This is a genomic window from Priestia megaterium, from assembly GCF_046599315.1.
GTDB classification, from domain to species: Bacteria; Bacillota; Bacilli; order Bacillales; family Bacillaceae_H; genus Priestia; species Priestia megaterium_F.
Genome location: NZ_JBKIKC010000003.1, coordinates 5,001 through 28,967 on the forward strand (window position 1 = coordinate 5,001; position 23,967 = coordinate 28,967).

Below are 23,967 nucleotides of genomic sequence, written 5' to 3' on the forward strand. Positions count from 1 at the left end.
GAAGAGAGGTCTGCTTATATAAGTTGTTTAATAGAACATTTGCATTAGCATCACGTCTTACTTCAATAACAATACGCATACCCGAACGGTCAGACTCATCTCGTAAGTCCGTAATTCCATCAATCTTCTTATCACGAGCTAGCTCGGCAATTTTTTCAATCAGCTTTGCTTTATTTACTTGATATGGAAGTTCATGAACAATAATGGTTTGTTTACCATTGCTTTGTTCTTCAATTTCTACTTTTGCGCGAACAATAATAGAACCTTTTCCAGTTTCATAAGCTTTTCGAATTCCGCTGCGGCCAAGAATTTGTCCTGCAGTTGGGAAATCCGGTCCCGGAATAATCTCCATTAACTCTGCAATTGTAATGTCAGGGTCCTGACTTACAGCTAAAACGCCATCAATAACTTCGCCTAACTGATGCGGAGGGATATTTGTCGCCATACCTACCGCAATTCCGGCTGAACCGTTTACAAGCAAATTTGGAAATCTAGCAGGCAATACAATTGGTTCACGTTCAGAACCATCATAGTTGTCTTGGTAATCAATTGTATCTTTATTGATGTCACGTAACAGTTCCATCGAAACTTTTGACATTCTTGCTTCTGTATAACGCATAGCTGCTGCTGCATCTCCATCAACAGATCCAAAGTTTCCATGACCGTCAATTAGCATATAGCGATAGCTAAAATCTTGCGCCATACGAACCATTGTTTCATATACAGCTGAGTCACCGTGTGGGTGATACTTACCAATTACTTCCCCTACGATACGAGCTGATTTTTTGTATGGCTTATCCGATCCCATACCTAAATCATTCATCGCATATAAAATACGACGATGTACAGGCTTAAGTCCGTCTCTTACATCTGGTAAAGCACGCGATACAATTACGCTCATTGCATAATCTAAAAAAGAAGCGCGCATTTCTTGACTAATATTTACTTCTCTTATTTGAGAGTTTGGTTTATCTGACATCGATAAGAACCTCCTTCGCGAAGTTCAGTATAGTAATTCATATATATGTAAACGCAGGATAGAAACTATCTCCATCCTGACGTTTATATACCCTTTATAAAAAATATAAAGGGTACTACCGTTCATTTAAATATCGAGATTTTTCACGTACTGAGCATTTTCTTCAATGAAATTACGGCGCGGCTCTACTTTATCGCCCATTAAAATTTCAAAGGTCTCATCAGCTTCAATTGCATCTTGCAAGTTTACCTGAAGAAGTGTACGGAATTCTGGATCCATTGTTGTTTCCCATAATTGTTCAGGATTCATCTCTCCTAAACCTTTGTAACGTTGAAGGTTTGGTTTTGCGCCTTCAGGGAAAGAAGCTAATACCTCTTCTAATTGACGATCATTGTACGCGTACTCAACTTTTTTACCTTGTGAGACTTTGTAAAGAGGCGGCTGGGCAATGTACACATATCCATGCTCAATAATCTGTCTCATATAGCGATAGAAGAACGTTAGAAGAAGCGTACGAATATGCGCACCATCTACGTCTGCATCTGTCATAATCACAATTTTATGGTAGCGAGCTTTCGAAATATCAAAATCGTCGCCAATCCCCGTTCCTAGAGCGGTGATGATAGTACGAATTTCGTTATTAGATAAAATTTTATCTAAACGCGCTTTCTCTACGTTAATAATTTTACCACGCAAAGGCAAAATAGCTTGGAAATGACGGCTTCTCCCCTGCTTAGCTGAACCTCCGGCAGAGTCACCCTCTACCACATAGAGTTCACTAATAGAAGGATCTTTTGATGAACAATCTGCTAATTTACCCGGTAAGTTTGAAATTTCAAGCGCGCTTTTACGTCTTGTAAGCTCACGAGCTTTTTTAGCTGCCATTCTTGCTCTTGCAGCCATTAAGCCTTTTTCAATTACCTTTTTCGCTACAATAGGGTTCTCTAGCAAGTAAGTTTCTAAGTGTTCTGCAAACACAGAGTCAGTAATTGTTCTTGCTTCGCTATTTCCCAGCTTCGTTTTCGTTTGTCCTTCGAATTGCGGATCTGGGTGCTTAATAGAGATGATAGCTGTAATTCCTTCACGAACATCTTCACCCGTTAGATTAGCATCACTGTCTTTGAACACGCTATTTTTACGTGCATAGTCGTTAATTACACGTGTTAATGCTGTTTTAAAGCCTGCTTCGTGCGTCCCACCCTCATAAGTGTGAATGTTGTTTGCAAAAGAATATAAATTGCTTGTGTAGCTATCGTTATATTGAATAGCAATTTCTACAGAAATGCTGTCTCGATTACCTTCAATATAGATCGGCTCTTCATGAATCACTTCTTTCGAACGATTTAAGTGTTCAACGTAAGACTTAATTCCGCCTTCATAGTGATATTCACGTTTTTTATCTTCTTCACGCTTGTCTTCAATCGTAATTTTAATTCCGCGATTTAAGAAAGCTAACTCACGCAGACGATTAGCTAACGTATCAAAATCGTATTCAAGCGTTTCTGTAAAAATTTCACCGTCTGGGTGGAATTGAATAACAGTACCTGTTTTATCTGTTTCTCCAACTACTTTTAAGTCAGCAACCGGTACACCTCGTTCATACTTTTGATAATGAACTTTACCGTCACGATGTACGTGCACTTCCAAAGAGGTAGAAAGTGCATTAACAACTGAGGCACCTACACCGTGTAAACCACCAGATACTTTATAGCCGCCGCCGCCAAATTTACCGCCGGCGTGAAGAACGGTTAAGATAACTTCAACGGCAGGTCTGCCCATTTTTTCTTGAATACCAACTGGAATTCCACGACCGTTATCTTTTACTGTAATACTATTATCCTTTTCGATAATAACATTAATTTCATCGCAATAGCCGGCCAGCGCTTCATCAATACTATTATCTACAATTTCCCATACAAGATGGTGTAAACCTTTTGCGCTCGTCGATCCAATATACATCCCTGGACGTTTACGAACAGCTTCTAATCCTTCTAATACTTGTATCTGATCAGCTTCATATGCTTGTACTTCTTTTTGTTCCATCGTCAAATGTATCACCTACACTTTTTTTTAACAGCAAACTGCTGTATTTATCATTTTGTATTATGTTTTTCGAATATTATGTGGAAATAATACGGAGCCTTTAATGTATTTGCAATTTGTTTACTTATGCACAAAATTTTCATAAACGAGGGTACGAGTTGAAATATATAGACTTAAAACTATAATGATATCATATTTCAGTTAGATTGCCTTGAGAAAAGTTTTTAAACAGATTAATTGCTATTTGAACTTTTGAATTTGGCCAGCCTCTACATGATATGTAGCGGCTTTTTCTAAGGTCTCATGATGAATTCCTTCAATGCTCGTTGTCGTTACAAACGTCTGAACTTTTCCTTGAATGGTATTTAGTAGGTGCGATTGACGAAAATCATCTAATTCAGACAATACGTCATCTAAAAGCAAGATTGGATATTCACCTACTTCTTGGTGAATTAATTCAATTTCGGCAAGCTTTAACGATAAAGCAGTCGTCCGCTGTTGCCCTTGTGAACCAAATGTTTGAACGTCTTTTTCATTAACGTAGAAAAGAAGATCATCACGGTGTGGTCCTGCTAAGGTGACACCTCTATCAATTTCTCTACTTTTTATTTTATCAAACTTTTGATGATATGCTTCTAATATTTTCGACAAATCTGCATCTTCTGATACATCAACTGAATTCTTATACTCAATTTTTAATGTTTCTAAGTCTCGACTGATCCCTTTATGAATAGGCTCTGCCCACTGTTGAAGTAACTGTAAAAACTCAAAACGTTTTTTTAAGATTTTCGCCGCCATTTCACTTAACTGTAACGTAAGTACGTCTAAAAGTGAAAGATCCGTTTGTTTTTTTGTCTGCAGCTGCTTCAAATACTGATTTCTTTGCTGCAAAATCTTTTGATATCTGCTTAAATCATGCATGTAAACAGGCGAAACTTGACCAATCTCCATATCGATAAATTTGCGCCTTACTTGCGGACTCCCTTTAACTAGGTTTAAATCCTCTGGAGCAAACATGACAGTATTAATTGATCCTATATATTGACTGAGCTTTTTCTGCTCAATGTGATTATATTTTGCTTTTTTCCCTTTTGTTGAGATGACTAAATCAAGTGTAACAGGACCTCTATTCTTTTCTACAATGCCTGATAGCTTTGCATACTCACAATCCCATTTAATTAATTCTTTATCGTTGGATGTACGATGAGATTTAGCCATAGATAATACGAAGATCGATTCCATCACGTTTGTTTTACCCTGTGCGTTTTCACCTAAAATGACGTTTACTTTATTTTCAAAGGGAATCGTTGTCTTCGTATAGTTTCGGTAATTTGTTAAAGTAATTTCTTTAATGTACAAACGTTTCACCAACTTTAAGTAATAACAACAAATGATCCTGCAGCCGGTATATCCACTTCATCATTTGCATATAATTTACGTCCGCGGCGCTCTTCTAGCTCCCCGTTCACATATACTTCGTGCTCACTTAAAAACCATTTTACCATTCCACCTGTTTGAATGACGTCTGCTAGTTTTAAAAACTGGCCAAGCGTAATATATTCAGTTGAAATTTTAACCTCTATTTTCATGCGACTCTCTCACTTTCTAATGATGTATCTCTATTTTACTAAATAATTCTCCTTGAGAAAAGAAAGCTACTAGTACGGCATGCTAGTAGCTTTCTGAGATTTAATATGTTCGTACTGGTAAAATCAGCTGCAACATTGAATCATCCTCTAACGTTCGAATGACAAATGGACGCATTGCACCAGTGAAGTTAATTTTAATATCTGTTCCTTCAAGCGCTTTTAATGCGTCTAACATATATTTTGCGCTAAAAGAAATTTTTAATTCTTCTCCTGAGATAGATTGACTTTGTACCTCTTCAATTACTTTTCCGATTTCAGGAGAGTTAGAGGAAATTTCAACAATTCCTTCATCCAGCGTAGATAGTTTTACTACGTTGTTTCTTCCTTCTCGAGCTAATAAAGAAGCACGGTCAATCGATTGTAAGAATTCTTTTACATTTAATATAACATCCGTTTTACTATCAGCTGGGATCAATCTTGATGTGTCAGGATAATTTCCGTCTAATAATCGTGAGAAAAATAGTAAATGTTTTGTTTTAAATAATACTTGATTTTCCGTGATAACGATGTCTACCAATTCATGAGAATCATCGAGGATCTTACTGAATTCACTTAAACTTTTACCTGGAATAACCACATTATACGTTGCTTCATTTCCAGTTTCAATGGTCGCTTTTCGCAAAGCTAGACGATGACTATCAGTAGCAATACACGTTAATTCTTTGCCATCCACTTTCCAGTTTACACCTGTCAAGATAGGTCGTGTTTCTGAGGTGGACACAGCAAAGACAGTTTGTCGAATCATGTTTTTTAATAAGTCTGTCGGTAATCTAAACATGTTGTTTTCCTCAATCTGTGGCAAATGAGGATACTCTTCTGCATCTAAGCCATTCAAGTTAAATTCAGCTTTTCCTGAACGAATGATTGTTAAAAAGTGACTTTGGACGTCTAATTCTACACTGTCTTTAGGCAGCTTTTTGACGATTTCACTAAAGAAACGAGCTGGGAGAACAACGCTTCCTGGTTTTTGTATGTCAACAATCTCTTTTCCTTCTTCTTCGTTTGGAATAAAAGACTCAATAGAGATATCTGAATCACTTCCGGTTAAGGTAACACCTTCTTCAGTAGCTACAATTTTAATCCCTGTTAGAATTGGAATCGTCGTTCTAGAAGATACGGCTTTCATAACGTCTTGAACGCTTTGAACTAGATAGTCTTTCTGTATGATAAATTTCATAATAATTAATCCTCCTTAAAAGTAGGTTTAAAAGCTTATTATTTATTATATTTTAAGATAGTAGTAGTAATAGGGGCTGTGGAAATGTGGATAACCCCCAAAAACGTGAGAACACAGCCTATCCGCATGTGGACAGACTGTGTACAATCCTAACTCACTTATACACAAAATACAAGTAAAAAAAGCTTATATTTTTAGTGATTCACTTATTTCTTTAATTTGTTTTTGTAGGTCAGTATCTGTTTGAACAAGTTTCGAGATTTTTTCATGAGCATGGATGACTGTAGTGTGGTCTCGCCCACCAAACTCTTCTCCAATTTTAGGCAGTGAAAAATCGGTTAGTTCGCGAGAAAGGTACATAGCAATTTGTCTAGGAAAAGCCACTGACTTTGTACGTTTCTTCGCTTTGAAATCATCTAATTTTATATTAAATTCTTGCCCAACAATTTGTTGGATGTCTTGAATCGTAATAACCCTCGGTTTTGAACTAGGAATGATATCTTTTAATGCTTCTGCTGCTAAATCAGCGTTTATATCTTTATTAATTAGTGAAGAATAAGCTACTACACGGATAAGTGCTCCTTCTAATTCTCTGATATTTGAATCAATCTGATTAGCGATGTAAAGCATAACTTCATTTGGAATAACTAAGCCGTCCGCTTTTGCTTTTTTACGCAAAATAGCAATTCGTGTTTCCAAGTCTGGTGGTGTGATGTCTGTAATAAGGCCCCATTCAAAGCGAGAACGAAGTCGATCTTCAAGTGTAGGAATTTCTTTCGGCGGTCGATCACTTGAGATGACAATCTGCTTGCTTTCTTCGTGAAGCGTATTAAACGTATGGAAAAATTCCTCTTGTGTCTGCTCCTTACCTGCTAAGAATTGAATATCATCAATCAGTAAAACATCTACATTGCGGTATTTGTTGCGGAATTCTACAGCTTTATTATCACGAATAGAGTTAATGAACTCATTTGTAAATTTTTCAGATGACAAGTACACGACTTTAGCAGCAGGATTATGATCTAATACATAATGGCCTATTGCGTGCATTAAATGCGTTTTACCTAATCCTACTCCCCCGTAAATAAAAAGCGGATTATACGCTTTAGCCGGCGCTTCTGCTACTGCTAAAGAAGCTGCATGCGCAAACCGATTTCCCGATCCGATAACAAATGTATCAAAGGTATACTTCGAATTTAACATGCTTTGAGGAAATTCCGCACCTTCGTCTTTATTGACTTTCTTTTTAGGAGTTTGAATATCAAATTCTTCCTCGGCTTGGTTGGGAGGAATAATAAACTTCACATCTAACTCTTCCCCTGTAAGATCATAAAGTGTTTCGGCAATTAAATTAGAGTACCTAGATTCTAACCAGTCCCGTGCAAAATCATTAGGAGCAGTAATAATAAGCGTGTCTCCTTGCAAAGCATGAGCTTTTGTCGATTTGAGCCAGGTTTCAAAACTAGGTTTGCTTAATTTTTTTTCAATTTGGTCTAAAGCTCTATTCCATAAATCATGAATGTTTTCCAACGAGCAATCCCTCCTTTTTCTAGCTTTTCTGCTACTTGTACAACCCTTGTACAACCTGCACAAAACCTTATGCATAAAAAATTTATATTTATACAATTGCTATTATGTGGGTAAATATATATTATAGAAGAAAGCCGACTATTCGACAGATTCCACATGGTGTGGATAACTTTATACAGTGACAGTGGAAATGATGTCCACAAGTTGTCCACAGTTTGTGGATAAAAACCAACTGTGGAAAAGTAATTAAGAGTGAAAACAAAAATATAATATCAAAGAATTAGGCATGATGCAATGAATTTTCGAAACTTATCCACAATCACTACACCTTGTGGAGAAAAGTTTTCCACAACACAAGATAGTGTGCATTAGTTGTCGATAAGGAATGGGAAAGTAGAAAAATGTCGAAAAAACTTATCCACAAAGGTTTAAGAGAAGAATTTGAATAAAAAAGAGGCTTTTTATAATATTTATTGTTGCAGTTTTGTTCAGTGACTGTGCGATCGCAGCTGGTAGAGAAGGAAAAGAGAAGAAAAGGAAAAATTTTTTCTTTAATAAATTAATGAATTTTATTGATTAGGTATAGACAATTGGGTTATAAAGATATTAGAATGAAGAAGATTGAGTAAAACAGATAATGAAACCAAGAGATTGAAAATTTTATTTTTTAAATAACATTGACATCTTCTTAGTCTTTTCATTATAATTGCAAGGACTGTCTTTTTCAGTTATTCCTCGAGGAGGTGTTTATAGATGAAAAGAACTTACCAACCAAACAAACGTAAGCACAGTAAAGTACACGGTTTCCGCGCTCGTATGAGCTCAGCGAATGGACGTAAAGTTTTAGCTCGTCGTCGTCGTAAAGGAAGAAAAGTATTATCAGCATAATAGACCACTGACGCCAGTGGTCTTTTTTCGCTTTATAAGACTAAAATCACCTCTGTTCCTGTAGGGACTACATAAAAGCATGACCTGAAAAAGGGCAGGAGTTGTTAAAAATGAAAAAAAGATATCGTATAAAAAAGAATGATGAATTTCAAACAGTTTTTAAAAAGGGCAAATCCGTCGCTAATCGCCAATTTGTCTTGTATATTCTAGACAAACCCGATCAAGAACATTTCCGCGTAGGGTTCTCTGTTGGCAAAAAGATTGGAAATGCTGTCACTCGTAATCGAGTTAAGCGCCTTGCTAAACAAATTATGTTTGAATTCACACCGTATTTAAAGCAAGACAAAGATTATATTGTAATTGCAAGGCAGCCTGCTGCAACAATGAGCTATGAAGAAATTAAAAGCAGCTTGCAGCATGTTTTTAAGCGAGGCAAATTACTTACACATAGACAAAATGATTAATAAACAATAGAAGAAAAGCCTTTAATAGCTGTTGTTTTTCTACCGCATCCTTATATAATGGACTTTGACGCACTTTCAGAGTTGAAAGGTGAACATGTAGAAGGAGGAAAAACAGGTGAAGAAGAAGTTATTTTTAGGGATAACGCTTATCTTTCTATTAACTGTTTTAGCGGGTTGTACGGAAATTAACCAACCTATTACAGATGATAGTAAAGGTGTTTGGAATGAGTATGTTGTGTATCCGCTGTCATTAGTCATTACGTATCTGGCGGAGGTATTTAAAAGCTATGGAGTTGCGATCATCGTTGTCACAATCCTAATCCGTTTACTTATTTTACCACTTATGATTAAACAGATGAGAAACACAAAAGCAATGCAGATGCTTCAGCCAGAAATGCAGAAGTTAAAGGAAAAGTACAGTTCAAAAGATGCCCAAACACAGCAGCAATTGCAGAAAGAAACGATGGCATTATTTCAAACTTACGGAGTAAATCCTTTAGCTGGGTGCTTCCCGATTCTAATTCAAATGCCTATTCTTATTGGGATTTTCCACGCGATTACACGAACGTCAGAAATCGCAAACAACAGCTTTTTATGGTTTGATTTAGGTGCGCGTGATCCACTATTCATCTTGCCAATTGTCGCAGGTATTACAACGTTTATTCAGCAAAAGATGATGATGGCTGGAAATGCAAATCAAAATCCTCAAATGGCGATGATGCTTTGGGTTATGCCAATCATGATTGTGGTTTTCGCAATCAATTTTCCAGCCGCCTTATCTCTTTACTGGGTAGTGGGAAATCTATTTATGATTATTCAAACCTACTTCATTAAAGGACCAGACTTAAAACAAGCAAATGTTGAAGGGGTTAAAAAATGAATGAAATCACAATTACGGCCCAGACGATTGAAGCTGCTGTTCAAGAAGCATTGGATGCTTTAGAAGTAGAGCGAAATCAAACAAATGTAGAAATAATTGAACCAGGCAAAAAAGGATTTCTAGGAATCTTTAAGGGCAAACCCGCAGTTGTAAAAGTTACAAAAATAATTGACCCTGTAGAGGAAGCGGTTCATTTTATTACAAATGTTAGCCGTGAAATGGGGATTTCGATTCATACGAAAGTCAAAAAAACCTCGAGAAACTGTACAATTGAGATTAATAGTAATTCAGCGGGAATGTTGATTGGAAAACATGGACAAACCCTAAATGCGCTCCAGCTTCTCACACAATTGGTAGCTAATCGATACAGTCAGCAATTTTTAAATGTTATATTAGACCCAGAAGGCTACCGGGAAAAACGAAAAGAAATGGTCGAAAAACTGGCATTAAAAATAGCTAATCAGGCGATTAAAACAAATCGATCTGTTCAGCTGGAACCAATGCCTTCGCATGAAAGAAAAATGATTCATCAAGTGTTAGCTAAAAATTCTTTAGTTGAGACACACTCTGTTGGAAAAGAACCAAAAAGAAGTATTATGGTTCAGCCTGTTGGCAAAAAGCACTAGCAAAATGAGCTAGTGCTTTTTTATGTGCTTACTTTTGTCAATCCACCGTTTAAAAAAATCAAGATGCATACGTTGTTATTCACATGTGGATAAGTTAAAATAGTACATACTGCCTGTTTTTCTTACTGTGCATAACGTAAGAACGTTAGAGATGTTCCAAATCGTTGAATTGTGGTATTCTATTTATTTGGTTCATACAAATCATGGGCTTTAAAATAGATGTTTTTGTTCTTGTAAAATTGTTAACGATGATAGTATATAACATCGTTTAAAATAAAAGGTTTATAAAATGAAATGAGGTGAAGTTGGTGCTAGATTTTGATACAATTGCGGCCATTTCTACACCAATGGGAGAAGGGGCTATTGCCATTGTCCGCCTGAGTGGTGAAGAAGCAATTTCGATTGCAGATCGTATCTTTAAAAGCGTTTCGAATAAACGATTAACAGAAGTAGCTTCTCATACTATTCACTACGGGCATATCGTAGATCCCAAGACGGAGCAAGTCGTTGAAGAAGTGATGCTTTCCATTATGAAAGGTCCCAAAACATTTACCAGAGAAGACATTATTGAAATTAACTGCCACGGAGGAATCGTATCCGTTAATCGTGTATTGCAGTTAGTTATTGCTAATGGTGCCCGTTTAGCTGAGCCGGGTGAGTTTACAAAGCGAGCATTTTTAAATGGTCGAGTAGACTTGTCACAAGCAGAAGCTGTAATGGATTTAATTCGTGCCAAAACAGATAAAGCGATGAATATGGCGATTGGCCAAATGGAAGGGCGTTTGTCCAAGCTGGTACGTCACTTACGTCAAGAAATTCTCGAAACACTTGCCCATGTAGAAGTGAATATTGACTATCCAGAGTATGACGATGTAGAAGAGATGACTCACCAAGTATTAATTGAAAAAGCTTCAAATGTACGCCAAGAAATTGATAAGCTTCTTCAAACCTCTCATCAAGGGAAGATTTTAAGAGAAGGATTAGCTACGGTTATTATTGGACGTCCTAATGTAGGGAAATCTTCTCTTTTAAATAGTTTAGTGCAAGATGCAAAGGCCATTGTTACAGACATTCCTGGAACGACGCGAGATGTGATTGAAGAGTACGTCAATGTACGAGGAGTTCCTCTACGGTTAGTTGATACAGCTGGAATTCGTGAAACAGAAGATATTGTAGAACGAATTGGTGTGGAACGCTCCCGTCAGTATTTGAAAGAAGCAGATTTAATTTTGCTTGTATTGAATTTCCATGAAGAACTAACGGATGAAGATAAAAAGCTATTTGAAGCTGTAAAAGGCATGGATGTTATCGTAATTGTGAATAAAACAGATCTTGAGCAAAAAATTAATCTAGATGAAGTGCAGCAATTTGCTGGGGACCACCCAGTAGTGACGACTTCGCTTCTTCAAGAACAAGGAGTAGATCAGCTTGAAGAAGCAATCGCGGCTCTTTTCTTTGAAGGAACAATTGAATCTCAAGATTTAACGTATTTATCTAATACGAGACATATTGCGCTTTTAACGCAAGCAAGAGGAGCTATCGATGAAGCCATTACCGGCATTGAGAGTGGTGTTCCAATCGATATCGTCCAAATTGATTTAACAAGAACGTGGGAACTATTAGGTGAAATTATTGGTGATGCTGTTCACGAAAGCTTAATTGATCAGTTGTTCTCTCAATTCTGTTTAGGAAAATAGACTATTAAAGGAGGCTACTATTATGCAATATGAAGGTGGACAATATGATGTTATTGTCATTGGAGCAGGCCATGCAGGCTGTGAAGCGGCACTTGCTTCCGCACGTATGGGTGCTAAAACGTTAACGTTGACTATCAACTTAGACATGGTTGCGTTTATGCCCTGTAATCCTTCTGTAGGCGGTCCTGCAAAAGGTATTGTCGTACGTGAAATTGACGCTCTTGGCGGAGAAATGGGTAGAAATATTGATAAAACTCATATTCAAATGAGAATGTTAAACACAGGAAAAGGTCCAGCTGTTCGAGCACTTAGAGCTCAAGCGGATAAATTTGCTTATCAGCATGAAATGAAAAAAACGTTAGAAAATGAAGAAAATCTAACGCTTATGCAAGGCATGGTAGAACAGTTAATCGTAGAAGACGGTGTATGTACGGGCGTAGTCACTCAAACGGGGGCTGTGTATAAAGCTAAAGCAGTTGTTATTACGACAGGAACGTTTTTACGCGGAGAAATTATTTTAGGTGAACTGAAATATTCAAGCGGTCCTAATAACCAACAACCGGCTATTAAGCTTTCTGAACACTTAGAGGAGTTAGGACTAGAGATGGTTCGTTTCAAAACAGGAACGCCACCGCGTGTTAATAGCTCAACGATTGATTACAGTAAAACAGAGATTCAGCCTGGGGATGACGTGCCTCGTGCTTTCTCATATGAAACAACACAGTATATTACAGATCAATTGCCTTGCTGGTTAACATATACAAGTGAACAAACTCATCAAATTATTGATGAAAACCTTCATTTATCTCCTATGTATTCTGGAATGATCAAAGGTACTGGACCGCGCTACTGTCCATCTATTGAAGATAAAGTTGTGCGTTTTAATGATAAACCTCGTCACCAAATTTTCTTAGAGCCAGAAGGACGAAATACGCAGGAAGTATATGTTCAAGGGCTATCAACAAGTCTTCCTGAGCACGTGCAGCGTCAAATGCTCGCGACAATTCCTGGTCTTGAAAAAGTCCAAATGATGCGTGCGGGCTATGCTATTGAATATGATGCGATTGTTCCGACACAGTTATGGCCAACGCTTGAAACGAAGAAAATTAAAAATCTTTATACGGCTGGACAAATTAACGGAACATCTGGTTATGAAGAAGCTGCAGGCCAAGGTCTTCTTGCTGGAATTAACGCGGGAAGAAGAGCGCTGGAACAGGAAGAAGTCATCTTAGGACGTTCTGATGCCTACATCGGTGTATTGGTTGATGACTTAGTAACAAAAGGAACAAATGAGCCGTATCGTCTGCTAACATCTCGTGCAGAATACCGTTTGTTGCTTCGTCACGATAACGCTGATTTACGCCTCACTGAAATTGGTCGAGAATTAGGATTAATCAGCGATGAGCGCTATGCTAAGTTTGAACAAAAGAAAGCGGAAATCGAGCAAGAGAAGAAACGACTTTTCTCATTTATTATTAAGCCGAATGAAGCTGTTCAACAACTGATTAAAGAAGCCGGCGGCAGCGAATTAAAAGACGGCATTCGTGCGACAGATTTACTTCGTCGTCCTGAGATGACATATGCTCATATTCATCAATTAGCACCGGCTGATGAGGCGGTAGATCCTGAAGTAGCTGAACAAGTAGAAATTCAAGTGAAATACGAAGGATATATTCAGAAATCACTTCAACAAGTTGAACGCTTGAAGAAGTTAGAAAACAAAAAAATTCCTGATTATATCGATTACGATGCAATCAATGGTTTAGCTACAGAAGCACGTCAAAAATTAAACCAAGTGCGTCCACTAACGGTGGCACAAGCTTCACGTATTTCCGGAGTCAATCCAGCTGATATTTCAATCTTACTTGTTTATATTGAACAAGGACGCATCGCTAAAGTATCGAATGATTAAAACTCTTAGGCGCGAAGAAAGGGAAACTCAATGAATATTCAACAGTTTCAACAGCTATTAGAAGAAAAGGGGATTTCTCTTTCTTCTAAACAGCTGAATCAATTTGAAAAATACTATCAAGTTTTAGTGGAATGGAACGAAAAAATGAATTTAACTGCTATCACCGATCACGGTGAAGTGTATGAAAAGCATTTTTACGATTCTATTTCAGCTGCTTTTTTTCAAGACTTTACAGAAATTGAATCCATGTGCGACGTAGGTGCAGGAGCAGGATTTCCAAGTATTCCGATCAAAATTTGCTTCCCGCATTTGCATGTAACCATCGTTGATTCATTACAAAAGCGTATTACGTTTTTAACGCATCTTGTAAATGAGCTTGAACTAGACAATGTTACACTATGTCATGATCGAGCTGAAACATTTGGTAAAAAAGAAACCATTCGTGAGTCATTCGATCTTGTAACGGCAAGAGCTGTGGCACGTATCTCGGTTCTTAATGAATTCTGCTTACCGCTTGTTAAAGAACAAGGACGCTTTTTGGCAATGAAAGGCGCTTCTGCTCCTGAGGAATTAAAAAATGGAGAAAAATCATTCCAAGTATTAGGTGGAAAAGTGAAGGCAATTGAACATTTCCAATTACCTTTGGAGCAAAGTGAACGTTACATTATTTTAATAGATAAAATAAAGAAAACGCCTAAAAAATATCCTAGAAAACCTGGTACTCCAGTTAAGCTTCCATTAGAGTAGGCAGTAAATAGATAGAGAAGAAAATGTTTCATATGGAACATTTTCTTCTCTATATTTTCTGTTTAGAAAGCAGGATATGATTAAGAAACATCGAATTAGTTTAAGGCGGGATTTTCCTGAAGGTGGTGTGGGACTATGAAATCTGCTTTTTCACGTTTTTTTAATTTAAAAGAAAAAGATGAGGATGTTCATGTAGAGATTGAAACTGTCCAAGATGAAAATGTCGAAAAAGTTTTAAGAGATGAAGTAAAACAAATTAGGGTTTCAAGTATTATTCCGAATCGTTATCAGCCGCGTACTGTGTTTAATGAATCAAAAATTGAAGAGTTAGCTCTTACGATTCATACGCACGGTATTATTCAACCTATTGTGGTTCGACCGACTGAGGGTGAAGAATATGAATTGATCGCTGGAGAACGCCGATGGAGAGCTGTCCAAAGCTTAGGATGGGATACGGTTCCTGCAATTGTGAAACATTTTAACGATACAGAAACGGCCTCTGTGGCTTTAATAGAAAACTTACAACGTGAAGAGCTAACGGCTGTCGAAGAAGCACTAGCCTACGCAAAGTTAATTGAGTTACATAATCTTACCCAAGAGGCATTAGCTCAACGTTTAGGAAAAGGCCAATCCACAATTGCAAACAAGCTTCGTTTGTTAAAGCTTCCTGTTGAAATACAAGAAGCAATCAAACAAAAATTGATTACAGAGCGACATGCAAGAGCGCTCATTCCCCTCAAAAATCAAGAAAAACAACTTCAAGTATTAGCTGAGATTATTGAAAAACAATTAAATGTAAAACAAACGGAAGATCGAGTAGTTAAATTGTTAGAGACGCAGGTTAAAAAACCAAAAGCACAAAGAAAAGCGTTTAGTAAAGATACTCGTATTGCAATGAATACAATTCGTCAATCGTTGACAATGGTTAGTGACAGCGGTATTTCATTAAACACGGAAGAAGAAGAGTTTGATGAATATTTTCAGTTTACTATTAAGATTCCGAAAAAATAAAGAAATAGCCCTCATCTTTTTTTGATGAGGCTTTTTTATCAAAGTTTTTCGTCAGAAAATTCAATGAACAATCAAACTGTCTGGACAAATGGGATGGAAATGAAAGTAGGTGACAACATGGGGAAAATTGTGGCAGTTGCGAATCAAAAAGGCGGAGTTGGAAAAACAACAACCGCTGTTAATTTAGGAGCTTGTTTAGCTAAACAAGGAAAAAAGGTTCTACTTGTAGACGGAGATCCGCAAGGTAACGCTACGAGTGGAGTTGGCATAGATAAAGCAGATGTAGATGAATGTATTTATAATGTAGTAGTGGAAGATATGGAGGCCAAAAACGTTGTGCGTTCAACGGCCGTTGAAAATTTATCAATTATTCCCGCAACCATCCAATTAGCTGGTGCAGAGATTGAATTAGTTTCCACTATTTCACGTGAAGTTCGACTTAAGAGAGCTTTAGAAACGGTGAAAGATCACTTTGATTATGTTATTATTGATTGTCCCCCTTCTCTTGGTTTACTTACATTAAATGCGTTAACTGCAGCTGATTCTGTTTTAATACCTGTACAGTGTGAATATTATGCGCTTGAAGGATTAAGTCAATTGCTAAATACCGTTAGGTTAGTCCAAAAACATTTGAATAATCAACTGCGTATCGAAGGTGTATTGCTGACTATGCTCGACGCACGTACCAATTTAGGACTGCAGGTAACAGCAGAAGTGAAGAAGTACTTTCAGGATCGTGTTTATCAAACGATTATTCCTCGAAACGTTCGTTTGAGCGAAGCACCTAGTCACGGTGAACCAATTATCTTATATGATGCAAGATCTAGAGGGGCCGCAGTTTATACGGAACTTGCAAAGGAAGTGATTTATAATGGCGAAAGGATTAGGGAAAGGAATTAATGCCTTATTTTCAGGCTTAGATGCACAGGCTGATGATTCAATTCAGGAAGTTGCTATTCACGAACTTAGACCCAACCCCTATCAACCACGTAAAATGTTTAATAAAGAAGCAATTAATGAGTTAAAGCAATCTATTTTACATCATGGCATCTTACAGCCTATTGTGGCTCGCAAAAGCATTAAAGGGTATGAAATCTTAGCGGGTGAAAGACGATTTAGAGCTGCTAAAGAAGCTGACCTTGCTACTGTTCCTGTCATTATAAAAGACTTTTCAGAAAAGCAAATGATGGAACTAGCTTTGTTGGAGAATTTACAGCGTGAAGATTTGACGCCAATTGAAGAAGCAACTGCCTATCAATTGCTTATGGATAAGCTCGATATGACGCAGGAGCAACTTGCTACAAGACTGGGGAAAAGTCGCCCTCATATTGCTAACTATGTTCGTCTCTTGCAACTGCCTGAGGAAATTCAAAACCTCATTTCTACTAATGAATTGTCTATGGGACACGGACGTACGTTAGTCGGGTTAAAAAACAAAGCGCTTTTACCTAAAGTAGTCGAAAAAATTCGCAAGGAACAATTGAATGTCAGGCAGCTAGAGGCTTATATTGCCCACTTAAATAAAGCCGTTCCACGTGAAACATCAAAAACTAAAAAAGATAAAGATTTATTTATAAAACAAAGTGAAACACAGCTCCGTGAGCGTTTTGGTACCTCTGTTCACATTACACAAAGTAAGAAAAAAGGAAAAATTGAAATTGAATTTTTCTCTAAAGAAGATTTAAACCGTCTTCTTGAATTATTTAACGATCTTTCTCAGACTAATAAATCTTCTGTATAAAAAAGGTTGTCCTAATTTTAGGACAACCTTTTTATTGTTTATAGTGTCTTACAGATTGATAAACCGAAGAAGTATTAAACTCTTTCTCTCGCTCGTTGTGCGCAGTCTCAATGCTTTTGGCAATTAAATCGGCAATGCACATAACAAGGTGAAGCCTCGTATTTTGCAAGACGAAAAACTCCATAAATCCGCTCACATTGACAACTCCTGTTATATGAATATCTCCGACCGGTGGCAATTCTTTATTAACTCCTGCCCCTGGCTTAACGGGTCCAATTCCAAGTGATGCAGAACCAACACTTTTCATACGACCCAAACAAGCATCAATCCCAATAATAAAAGGATTCGGGAAAAGCTTTTGAATATGTTTTAACGTTTCTTTCAAATTAACAGCATGAACAGGCTCTTCTAATGTTCCAAAAATATGAAAAGATGAAACCTTTTTTTCATTCAGTTTTGTTCCGACTAATGGACCCAATGAGTCCCCAGTTGAACGGTCCGTTCCAATACATACAAAAACAATTGGTCTGTCTTTCTGTGCTGGAAGTAAAGATAGTAACTGTGTACTCAGCTTCTTTGTAGCAGATTCTTCATCATGAAATACACGGGTTGAGTGTTGTGTCTTCTCAAAGAAGGGAGATTTTAAATTCATAGGGTCCACTCCTTATACATAATAGTAACAGTATACGAAGATTTCGAAGATTCTATACATATATTTCGAAGATTGGGGGAAAATCGATGTGGAGAGCAGGATGTAAATGGATATTCTTAATTATGGGAACTATGATAGGCGCTGGATATGCTTCAGGAAGGGAACTATGGCAGTTTTTTGGTGAAGAAAGCGGACTTGCTATTTTTCTATTCTCTATTATTTTTGCGATTTCTTGCAATGTGATTATGCAAATCAGCTATCGCTATCGAACTAATCAATTTTACCCAGTGCTAATTGAATTAATAGGAAAGAAATGGGCTGCAGCTTACGATATTTTAATCGTTTTTTATTTGTTTACGACAACGGTGATTATGATCGCCGGCGGTGGGGCGACATTAGAAATGTGGCATGTTCCCTATTGGTGGGGTATTGGTGCTCTTAGTACGTTTATCGTCTTTGTTTTTTCAAGAGGGTTAGATGGGCTTCTTTCTATCAATTCCATCGTTATACCAATTTTAATGATAGGACTAGCTGGCGTACTTCTTACGTTCGTTATGCGTCATCCTGGAGTAACTGATTGGCATCTTCAGCATAATTGGCCTGCTGCCTTCACCTTCACTGCATTGAATATTCTTCCTCTTGTTGCGGTATTATCTACAATTGGAAAAGAAATTAAAAGTAAACAAGAGATTTATATTGCAAGTGTTGGCAGTGGTTTTTTATTAGGGGGCTCTCTTTTATTTATAATGAATCACTTATTCAAGTTTCAGGCCTTCTTTCTTCTTACGAAATTCCATTATTCGCCATTCTTAAAGACTTTCCATATACGATGCTGTTTTTAATGAGCATTGTGTTGCTCATTGCAATTTATACGACAGCCGTGTCAGGAATCTTAGGACTGACCGCGCGTTTTCATACTAAAAAAGTGCAATCTCTTTGGAAACTTGCAGCCTGCTGGCTACTTTTAATGATTCCTTTTACAAAGGTAGGTTTTTCTACGTTGATTGCCGTTCTATATCCAATGTATGGAATCGTCAATTTATTTTTAGTAACAGCCGTTTTATTATATCCATTTCGAAATCGCTACAAAAGTTCATAAAAACTTGCTACAATAGATTAAAACTTTCTCGTATGTAGATTATGTTACGATAGGAGCTACATGTAGTATGAATTCGTTGAGGTCAGTTTTTAAGAATGTGTTTGAGCCGTTTTTCCAAGAAGAAACATGGGCACATATTGGAGAAGGATTCATAAAAATCTTGTTAATTCTGCTTATTTCCATGTTTTTAATTCGAATTGGAAAGAAAGCGTTAAATAAATTTGTAGAGGTTCGCACCAATAGCCCTCTGCGCATTTCTGAGCGACGAGAAGCTACAATGGTCCGTCTACTTCAGAATATTTTTTCTTATGCCATTTATTTCGTTGCGGGAGTTATGATTTTAGAAACATTATCGGTAGATGTCCGTGGATTGCTAGCAGGGGCTGGAATTGTAGGGCTTGCGGTAGGGTTTGGTGCTCAAAACTTAGTGAAAGACATCATCACCGGGTTTTTCATTATTTTTGAAGATCAGTTTTCCGTTGGTGATTATGTTCGAGTAGGAACATTTGAGGGAACCGTGGAAGAAATTGGTCTGCGAACAACAAAGATTAAAAGTTGGACAGGCGAAATTAATATCTTGCCCAACGGCAGCATTGTCGAGGTCACTAATTTTTCTTTACATAACAGCGTAGCTTTCGTTGATGTAAGCATTTCTTATGAAGAAAATATACAAAAAGCAGAAAAAGTGATTTTAGAACTGCTAGAAGAATTGCCAAGTCGCTATGAAGATATGGTTAAAACACCTGAATTGCTGGGGGTTCAAAATATCCATGCAACTGAAGTCACAATGAGGATTACAAGCGAAGTAAAACCAATGAGACATTTCCATATTTCTCGTATGATTCGTAAAGAAGTGCGTACAAGGCTGAATGAACATGGCATTGAAGTTCCATTTCCTCGTATGGTTATGTATAATCGTACAGAAGAAGCACAGCATTCGTCGACGTTGAAAGGGAAATAAGGAGGAGTGAGCTGATGACGGAAAAAGAATTTGGTTTAAATGACATTGTGGAAATGAAAAAACCTCATCCTTGCGGTACAAATGAATGGAAAATCATTCGAATGGGAATGGATATCCGTATTAAATGTGAAGGTTGCGGCCATAGTGTCATGATTCCAAGACGTGATTTTGCACGTAAAATGAAAAAAATTCTTGTAAAGCATGAGGAATAACCTCATGCATTTTCTATGTTTATGCCTTATACTGTAAGGTGGGACAAAATGAAGTATCTTAGCACGATGCGACTAAAGGTTCTTTATTAAACTTGTATTTTAAAAGTTGACTCACTATAATTGTGACAGGTTAACTTGTTTCGGATATATAAAGAGGAGTGAATAAATATATGGCTTTAACAGCTGGAATTGTTGGTCTTCCGAACGTTGGAAAATCAACATTATTTAATGCAATTACACAAGCGGGCGCAGAATCTGCGAACTATCCTTTCTGTACGATTGATCCTAACGTGGGTATTGTAGAAGTGCCTGATCATCGTCTTCAAAAACTTACAGAGCTTGTAAAACCTAAAAAAACAATTCCAACAGCATTTGAATTCACAGATATCGCTGGAATCGTAAAGGGTGCTAGTAAAGGTGAAGGACTGGGAAATAAATTCTTATCTCATATTCGAGAAGTAGATGCAATTTGTCATGTTGTGCGCTGTTTTGAAGATGAAAACATCACTCACGTTTCAGGAAAAGTAGACCCAATTTCAGATATTGAAACAATCAATTTAGAATTAATCTTAGCGGATTTAGAAACAGTAGATAAGCGTATTGGCCGTGTTCAAAAAATGGCTAAACAAAAAGATAAAGAAGCTATGTATGAATATGAAATTCTAGAGAAACTAAAAAATGCGTTTGAAAGTGATCAGCCAGCTCGTGCTGTATCATTTACAGAAGAACAAATGAAATTAGTAAAACAACTTCATTTGCTAACGATCAAACCTATTCTTTATGTAGCAAACGTTTCTGAAGATGAAGTAGCCGATGCATCTGCTAATGAATATGTAGCAAAAGTACGTGAGTATGCGGCAAGTGAAGGTGCGGAAGTAATTGTGGTTTGCGCACGCATTGAATCTGAAATTGCTGAACTTGAAGGAGAAGAAAAAGCAATGTTCCTTGAAGAACTAGGCATTGAACAGTCAGGTCTAGATCAGCTTGTACGTGCAGCGTACGATTTACTTGGACTAGCTACGTACTTTACAGCTGGTGAGCAAGAAGTACGCGCGTGGACGTTTACACAGGGCATGAAAGCTCCTGAGTGTGCAGGTATTATTCATACAGATTTTGAACGTGGATTCATTCGTGCAGAAACGGTATCATACGAGGACTTATTAGCTGCGGGAACAATGGGAGCAGCTCGTGAAGCTGGAAAAGTACGTTTAGAAGGAAAAGAATATATCGTAAAAGATGGAGACGTTATGCATTTCCGCTTTAACGTATAAAATTAAAAGCCGGAAGGAAATATTTTCTTTCGGTTTTTGTCGCTGGTGAAAATATCAGCGTATATTTACGAAACAGCCCGCAATTCGTATTGCTTTGCCTATGGTAGTGTGCTATAATTTTAATTCGTGAGTAATATTTTATTGCTCCTTGCCCGTTTAGGGCCGTTAGACCAAAAGGAGGTGACAGTGATGAGAAAGTATGAAGTAATGTACATCATCCGTCCAAGCATTGATGACGAAGCAAAGAAAGCATTAGTTGAGCGCTTCAACGGCGTATTAACTGATAATGGTGCCGAAATCGCAAATGTTAAAGAATGGGGTAAACGTCGTTTAGCATACGAAATCAATGATTTCCGTGACGGTTACTACATGATTCTTGACGTGGCGGCTACTTCAGAAGCAGTTTCTGAATTTGATCGTCTTGCGAAAATCAACGAAGACATTATCCGTCATATCGTTGTTAAACAAGAAGCATAATTAAACGTTTAAATAAATGGGTTTTATTTCCTTAAGGAGTGGTTCTGATGATGAATCGCGTAATTCTAGTAGGACGCTTAACCAAAGATCCTGAATTACGTTATACCCCGAGTGGAGCAGCGGTTGCAACATTCACTTTAGCGGTAAACCGCACATTTACAAATCAGCAAGGTGAACGTGAAGCTGACTTCATCAATTGTGTTGTATGGCGTCGTCAGGCTGAAAATGCAGCGAATTTCCTTAAAAAAGGAAGTTTAGCTGGTGTTGATGGTCGACTACAATCTCGCAGTTACGAAGGACAAGACGGTCGTCGTGTATACGTAACGGAAGTTGTAGCGGAAAGTGTGCAATTTTTAGAGCCGAAAAGTGGCGGTGGGGATACGCAACGCAGTAACTTTGCTAACACTGGAGGATCTGGACAAGGCTCTCCATTTGGAGATAATCAGAACCGTAACTCAGGTAATCAAGGTTATACTCGCGTTGATGATGATCCATTTGCAAATAATGGCGAGACAATTGACATTTCAGATGACGATTTACCGTTTTAATTCGCAGTAGATTATCCGGAGTATAAAATTTTATAGAAACTTTTAAGCGGAAGGAGGCGTATCAAAATGGCAGGTGGACGTAAAGGTGGACGCAACAGACGTCGTAAAGTTTGTTTCTTCACAGCAAACGGCATCACTCACATCGATTACAAAGATGTAGATATGCTTAAAAAATTCGTTTCAGAGCGTGGTAAAATTTTACCTCGTCGTGTAACTGGAACAAGCGCTAAATACCAACGTAAATTAACGATCGCTATCAAACGCGCTCGTCAAATGGCATTATTACCATATGTTTCTGGTGAATAATGAACGGTATAAAAAGAGGCAGTAAGGGAATCCTTACTGCCTCTTTTTACATTACATAGAGGCTCTTTTGCCAAAGAGTTGCTTCTTATGAATTGAATCGATAAAATAAATAATAGTCTATATCAACGAGGTGAAGTTGTGAAAGGAATTCGATATATTACAGAAGGAGCAGCTCTTTTAGCGCTGTTTGTGGCGCTGTTGCTTTTTTCACTATACATACCTGTTGTGGGAGCCATTTTTCAACTAGCCCTAGCTGTTCCGTTTATTGTGTATACCGTTCGTCATGGATGGAAAAAAGCAGTATTGTTTTTAGTAGTAGGGTTGTTGTTGACTTTATTATTTGGAAATGTGTTGACTCTTCCTTTTACATTTGTATTTGGTATTGGTGGATTAGCAATAGGGATGCTTTACCGACAAAAACAGAAAAGGTATGCCATTTTACTAGGTGGTACGGTTGCATTTAGTTTAGGGTTACTTTTATTGTTCGTAGGAGCAAATGTAATTTTTAATGTTAATTTAATGGAGCAAATAAATAATGCTTTAGATCAATCCATTAATCAAAGTATTGAAATGATGAAAAGTTTAGGACAGGACGTTAAGGAATCTCAAATTACCCAAATGAGAGATGCATTTGATATGTTTAAAAATTTACTGCCTCTGTTAATTGTTATCGGTGGAGTTATTCTCGCCTTTTTCTCTCAGCTTATTGCTACGCCTATTCTTAAAAGAACAGGCTATGAGGTGCAAGCATTTCCGCCTTTTCGTGAATTAAAACTTCCTAAAAGTATTCTATGGTATTATTTGATTGCGTTAATTTTGTCTTTTCCATCTTTTAATATTGAACAAGGTACATTTATGTATGTAGCTATTATCAATATCGTGATGGGACTGCAAATGCTAGTCGTGTTACAAGGGATCTCTTTTATTTTCTATTTCTCGTATCAAAAAGGCTATGCCAAAGCAATTCCAATTGTTGTAACAATTTTAGCATTAATTATTCCAATTATCCTTCAAATTGTGCGTATCTTAGGTATAATTGATTTAGGATTTAATTTAAGAAAACAATTAGACACAAAAAAGTAGATATTGTGGAACTT

Annotated in this window: 24 protein-coding genes and 1 pseudogene (1 of these 25 cut by a window edge); 18 read left to right on the forward strand and 7 right to left on the reverse strand. The window is 37.3% G+C overall.

What is annotated here, in order from left to right:
* The 6 genes from gyrA to dnaA all read right to left on the reverse strand — a co-directional run.
* On the reverse strand, positions 1–979 hold the start of the coding sequence (gene gyrA, locus ACLHDF_RS11105; RefSeq protein ID WP_413918921.1) for a DNA gyrase subunit A. 1,520 nt of this gene lie to the left of the window's left edge; 979 of the gene's 2,499 nt are visible here — the first part of the coding sequence; the start codon lies at positions 977–979; its stop codon lies off the left edge, out of view.
* Positions 980–1,105: 126 nt separating this feature from the next.
* Positions 1,106–3,022, reverse strand: a complete 1,917-nt coding sequence (gene gyrB / locus ACLHDF_RS11110) for a DNA topoisomerase (ATP-hydrolyzing) subunit B (protein WP_413918922.1) — start codon at positions 3,020–3,022, stop codon at positions 1,106–1,108.
* Positions 3,023–3,262: 240 nt separating this feature from the next.
* Entirely contained in the window at positions 3,263–4,381 is a 1,119-nt protein-coding gene (gene recF / locus ACLHDF_RS11115) for a DNA replication/repair protein RecF (protein ID WP_413918923.1), read from the reverse strand.
* Positions 4,382–4,395: 14 nt separating this feature from the next.
* Positions 4,396–4,611: a S4 domain-containing protein YaaA gene (gene yaaA / locus ACLHDF_RS11120; RefSeq protein WP_413918924.1), complete on the reverse strand. Its 216-nt coding sequence runs from the start codon at positions 4,609–4,611 to the stop codon at positions 4,396–4,398.
* Positions 4,612–4,711: 100 nt separating this feature from the next.
* Complete coding sequence (gene dnaN, locus ACLHDF_RS11125) at positions 4,712–5,848, reverse strand: DNA polymerase III subunit beta (protein WP_413918925.1); 1,137 nt, start codon at positions 5,846–5,848, stop codon at positions 4,712–4,714.
* Positions 5,849–6,034: 186 nt separating this feature from the next.
* Positions 6,035–7,378: a chromosomal replication initiator protein DnaA gene (gene dnaA, locus ACLHDF_RS11130; RefSeq protein ID WP_028411911.1), complete on the reverse strand. Its 1,344-nt coding sequence runs from the start codon at positions 7,376–7,378 to the stop codon at positions 6,035–6,037.
* A gap of 753 nt (positions 7,379–8,131) precedes the next feature.
* Here dnaA and rpmH point away from each other — a divergent pair.
* The 10 genes from rpmH to ACLHDF_RS11180 all read left to right on the forward strand — a co-directional run bounded on the left by rpmH (position 8,132) and on the right by ACLHDF_RS11180 (position 17,344).
* Positions 8,132–8,266, forward strand: a complete 135-nt coding sequence (gene rpmH / locus ACLHDF_RS11135) for a 50S ribosomal protein L34 (RefSeq protein WP_013059930.1) — start codon at positions 8,132–8,134, stop codon at positions 8,264–8,266.
* Between the two features lie 110 nt (positions 8,267–8,376).
* A complete protein-coding gene (rnpA, locus tag ACLHDF_RS11140; protein WP_328263596.1) occupies positions 8,377–8,730 on the forward strand; it encodes a ribonuclease P protein component in 354 nt (117 codons plus the stop codon).
* Between the two features lie 115 nt (positions 8,731–8,845).
* Entirely contained in the window at positions 8,846–9,610 is a 765-nt protein-coding gene (gene spoIIIJ / locus ACLHDF_RS11145) for a YidC family membrane integrase SpoIIIJ (protein WP_413918926.1), read from the forward strand.
* Entirely contained in the window at positions 9,607–10,236 is a 630-nt protein-coding gene (jag, locus tag ACLHDF_RS11150; RefSeq protein WP_413918927.1) for an RNA-binding cell elongation regulator Jag/EloR, read from the forward strand. Before spoIIIJ ends, jag begins: the two co-directional genes overlap by 4 nt.
* Positions 10,237–10,544: 308 nt before the next feature.
* Positions 10,545–11,933, forward strand: a complete 1,389-nt coding sequence (mnmE, locus tag ACLHDF_RS11155; protein ID WP_413918928.1) for a tRNA uridine-5-carboxymethylaminomethyl(34) synthesis GTPase MnmE — start codon at positions 10,545–10,547, stop codon at positions 11,931–11,933.
* A gap of 22 nt (positions 11,934–11,955) precedes the next feature.
* Positions 11,956–13,845, forward strand: coding sequence for a tRNA uridine-5-carboxymethylaminomethyl(34) synthesis enzyme MnmG (gene mnmG, locus ACLHDF_RS11160; RefSeq protein WP_413918929.1), 1,890 nt, complete (start codon positions 11,956–11,958; stop codon positions 13,843–13,845).
* Positions 13,846–13,875: 30 nt separating this feature from the next.
* Positions 13,876–14,592: a 16S rRNA (guanine(527)-N(7))-methyltransferase RsmG gene (gene rsmG / locus ACLHDF_RS11165; protein WP_413918930.1), complete on the forward strand. Its 717-nt coding sequence runs from the start codon at positions 13,876–13,878 to the stop codon at positions 14,590–14,592.
* A 135-nt stretch (positions 14,593–14,727) separates the two neighbouring features.
* The gene (gene noc, locus ACLHDF_RS11170) at positions 14,728–15,603 is read left to right on the forward strand and encodes a nucleoid occlusion protein (protein ID WP_413918931.1); all 876 of its coding nucleotides are present in this window, start codon (positions 14,728–14,730) and stop codon (positions 15,601–15,603) included.
* 117 nt (positions 15,604–15,720) lie between these two features.
* Positions 15,721–16,503 (forward strand): ParA family protein, encoded by a 783-nt coding sequence (locus tag ACLHDF_RS11175; RefSeq protein WP_413919416.1) that lies wholly within the window; start codon positions 15,721–15,723, stop codon positions 16,501–16,503.
* Positions 16,475–17,344: a ParB/RepB/Spo0J family partition protein gene (locus tag ACLHDF_RS11180; protein WP_413918932.1), complete on the forward strand. Its 870-nt coding sequence runs from the start codon at positions 16,475–16,477 to the stop codon at positions 17,342–17,344. Before ACLHDF_RS11175 ends, ACLHDF_RS11180 begins: the two co-directional genes overlap by 29 nt.
* Before the next feature lie 31 nt (positions 17,345–17,375).
* Here the strand turns inward: ACLHDF_RS11180 and yyaC are convergent, their stop codons facing one another.
* Complete coding sequence (gene yyaC / locus ACLHDF_RS11185) at positions 17,376–17,996, reverse strand: spore protease YyaC (RefSeq protein ID WP_413918933.1); 621 nt, start codon at positions 17,994–17,996, stop codon at positions 17,376–17,378.
* An 86-nt stretch (positions 17,997–18,082) separates the two neighbouring features.
* Here yyaC and ACLHDF_RS11190 point away from each other — a divergent pair.
* The 8 genes and pseudogenes from ACLHDF_RS11190 to ACLHDF_RS11225 all read left to right on the forward strand — a co-directional run bounded on the left by ACLHDF_RS11190 (position 18,083) and on the right by ACLHDF_RS11225 (position 23,953).
* Positions 18,083–19,095: pseudogene (locus ACLHDF_RS11190) on the forward strand (hypothetical protein).
* Between the two features lie 67 nt (positions 19,096–19,162).
* Positions 19,163–20,056, forward strand: a complete 894-nt coding sequence (locus ACLHDF_RS11195) for a mechanosensitive ion channel family protein (protein WP_413918934.1) — start codon at positions 19,163–19,165, stop codon at positions 20,054–20,056.
* A gap of 14 nt (positions 20,057–20,070) precedes the next feature.
* Entirely contained in the window at positions 20,071–20,268 is a 198-nt protein-coding gene (locus tag ACLHDF_RS11200) for a DUF951 domain-containing protein (RefSeq protein ID WP_413918935.1), read from the forward strand.
* 170 nt (positions 20,269–20,438) lie between these two features.
* Entirely contained in the window at positions 20,439–21,539 is a 1,101-nt protein-coding gene (gene ychF, locus ACLHDF_RS11205; RefSeq protein WP_413918936.1) for a redox-regulated ATPase YchF, read from the forward strand.
* 189 nt (positions 21,540–21,728) lie between these two features.
* Entirely contained in the window at positions 21,729–22,016 is a 288-nt protein-coding gene (gene rpsF / locus ACLHDF_RS11210) for a 30S ribosomal protein S6 (protein ID WP_013059915.1), read from the forward strand.
* Positions 22,017–22,063: 47 nt separating this feature from the next.
* A complete protein-coding gene (gene ssb / locus ACLHDF_RS11215; protein ID WP_013059914.1) occupies positions 22,064–22,564 on the forward strand; it encodes a single-stranded DNA-binding protein in 501 nt (166 codons plus the stop codon).
* A 66-nt stretch (positions 22,565–22,630) separates the two neighbouring features.
* The gene (gene rpsR / locus ACLHDF_RS11220; RefSeq protein WP_013059913.1) at positions 22,631–22,870 is read left to right on the forward strand and encodes a 30S ribosomal protein S18; all 240 of its coding nucleotides are present in this window, start codon (positions 22,631–22,633) and stop codon (positions 22,868–22,870) included.
* 138 nt (positions 22,871–23,008) lie between these two features.
* Positions 23,009–23,953: a YybS family protein gene (locus ACLHDF_RS11225; RefSeq protein WP_413918937.1), complete on the forward strand. Its 945-nt coding sequence runs from the start codon at positions 23,009–23,011 to the stop codon at positions 23,951–23,953.
* Positions 23,954–23,967: the final 14 nt, after the last annotated feature.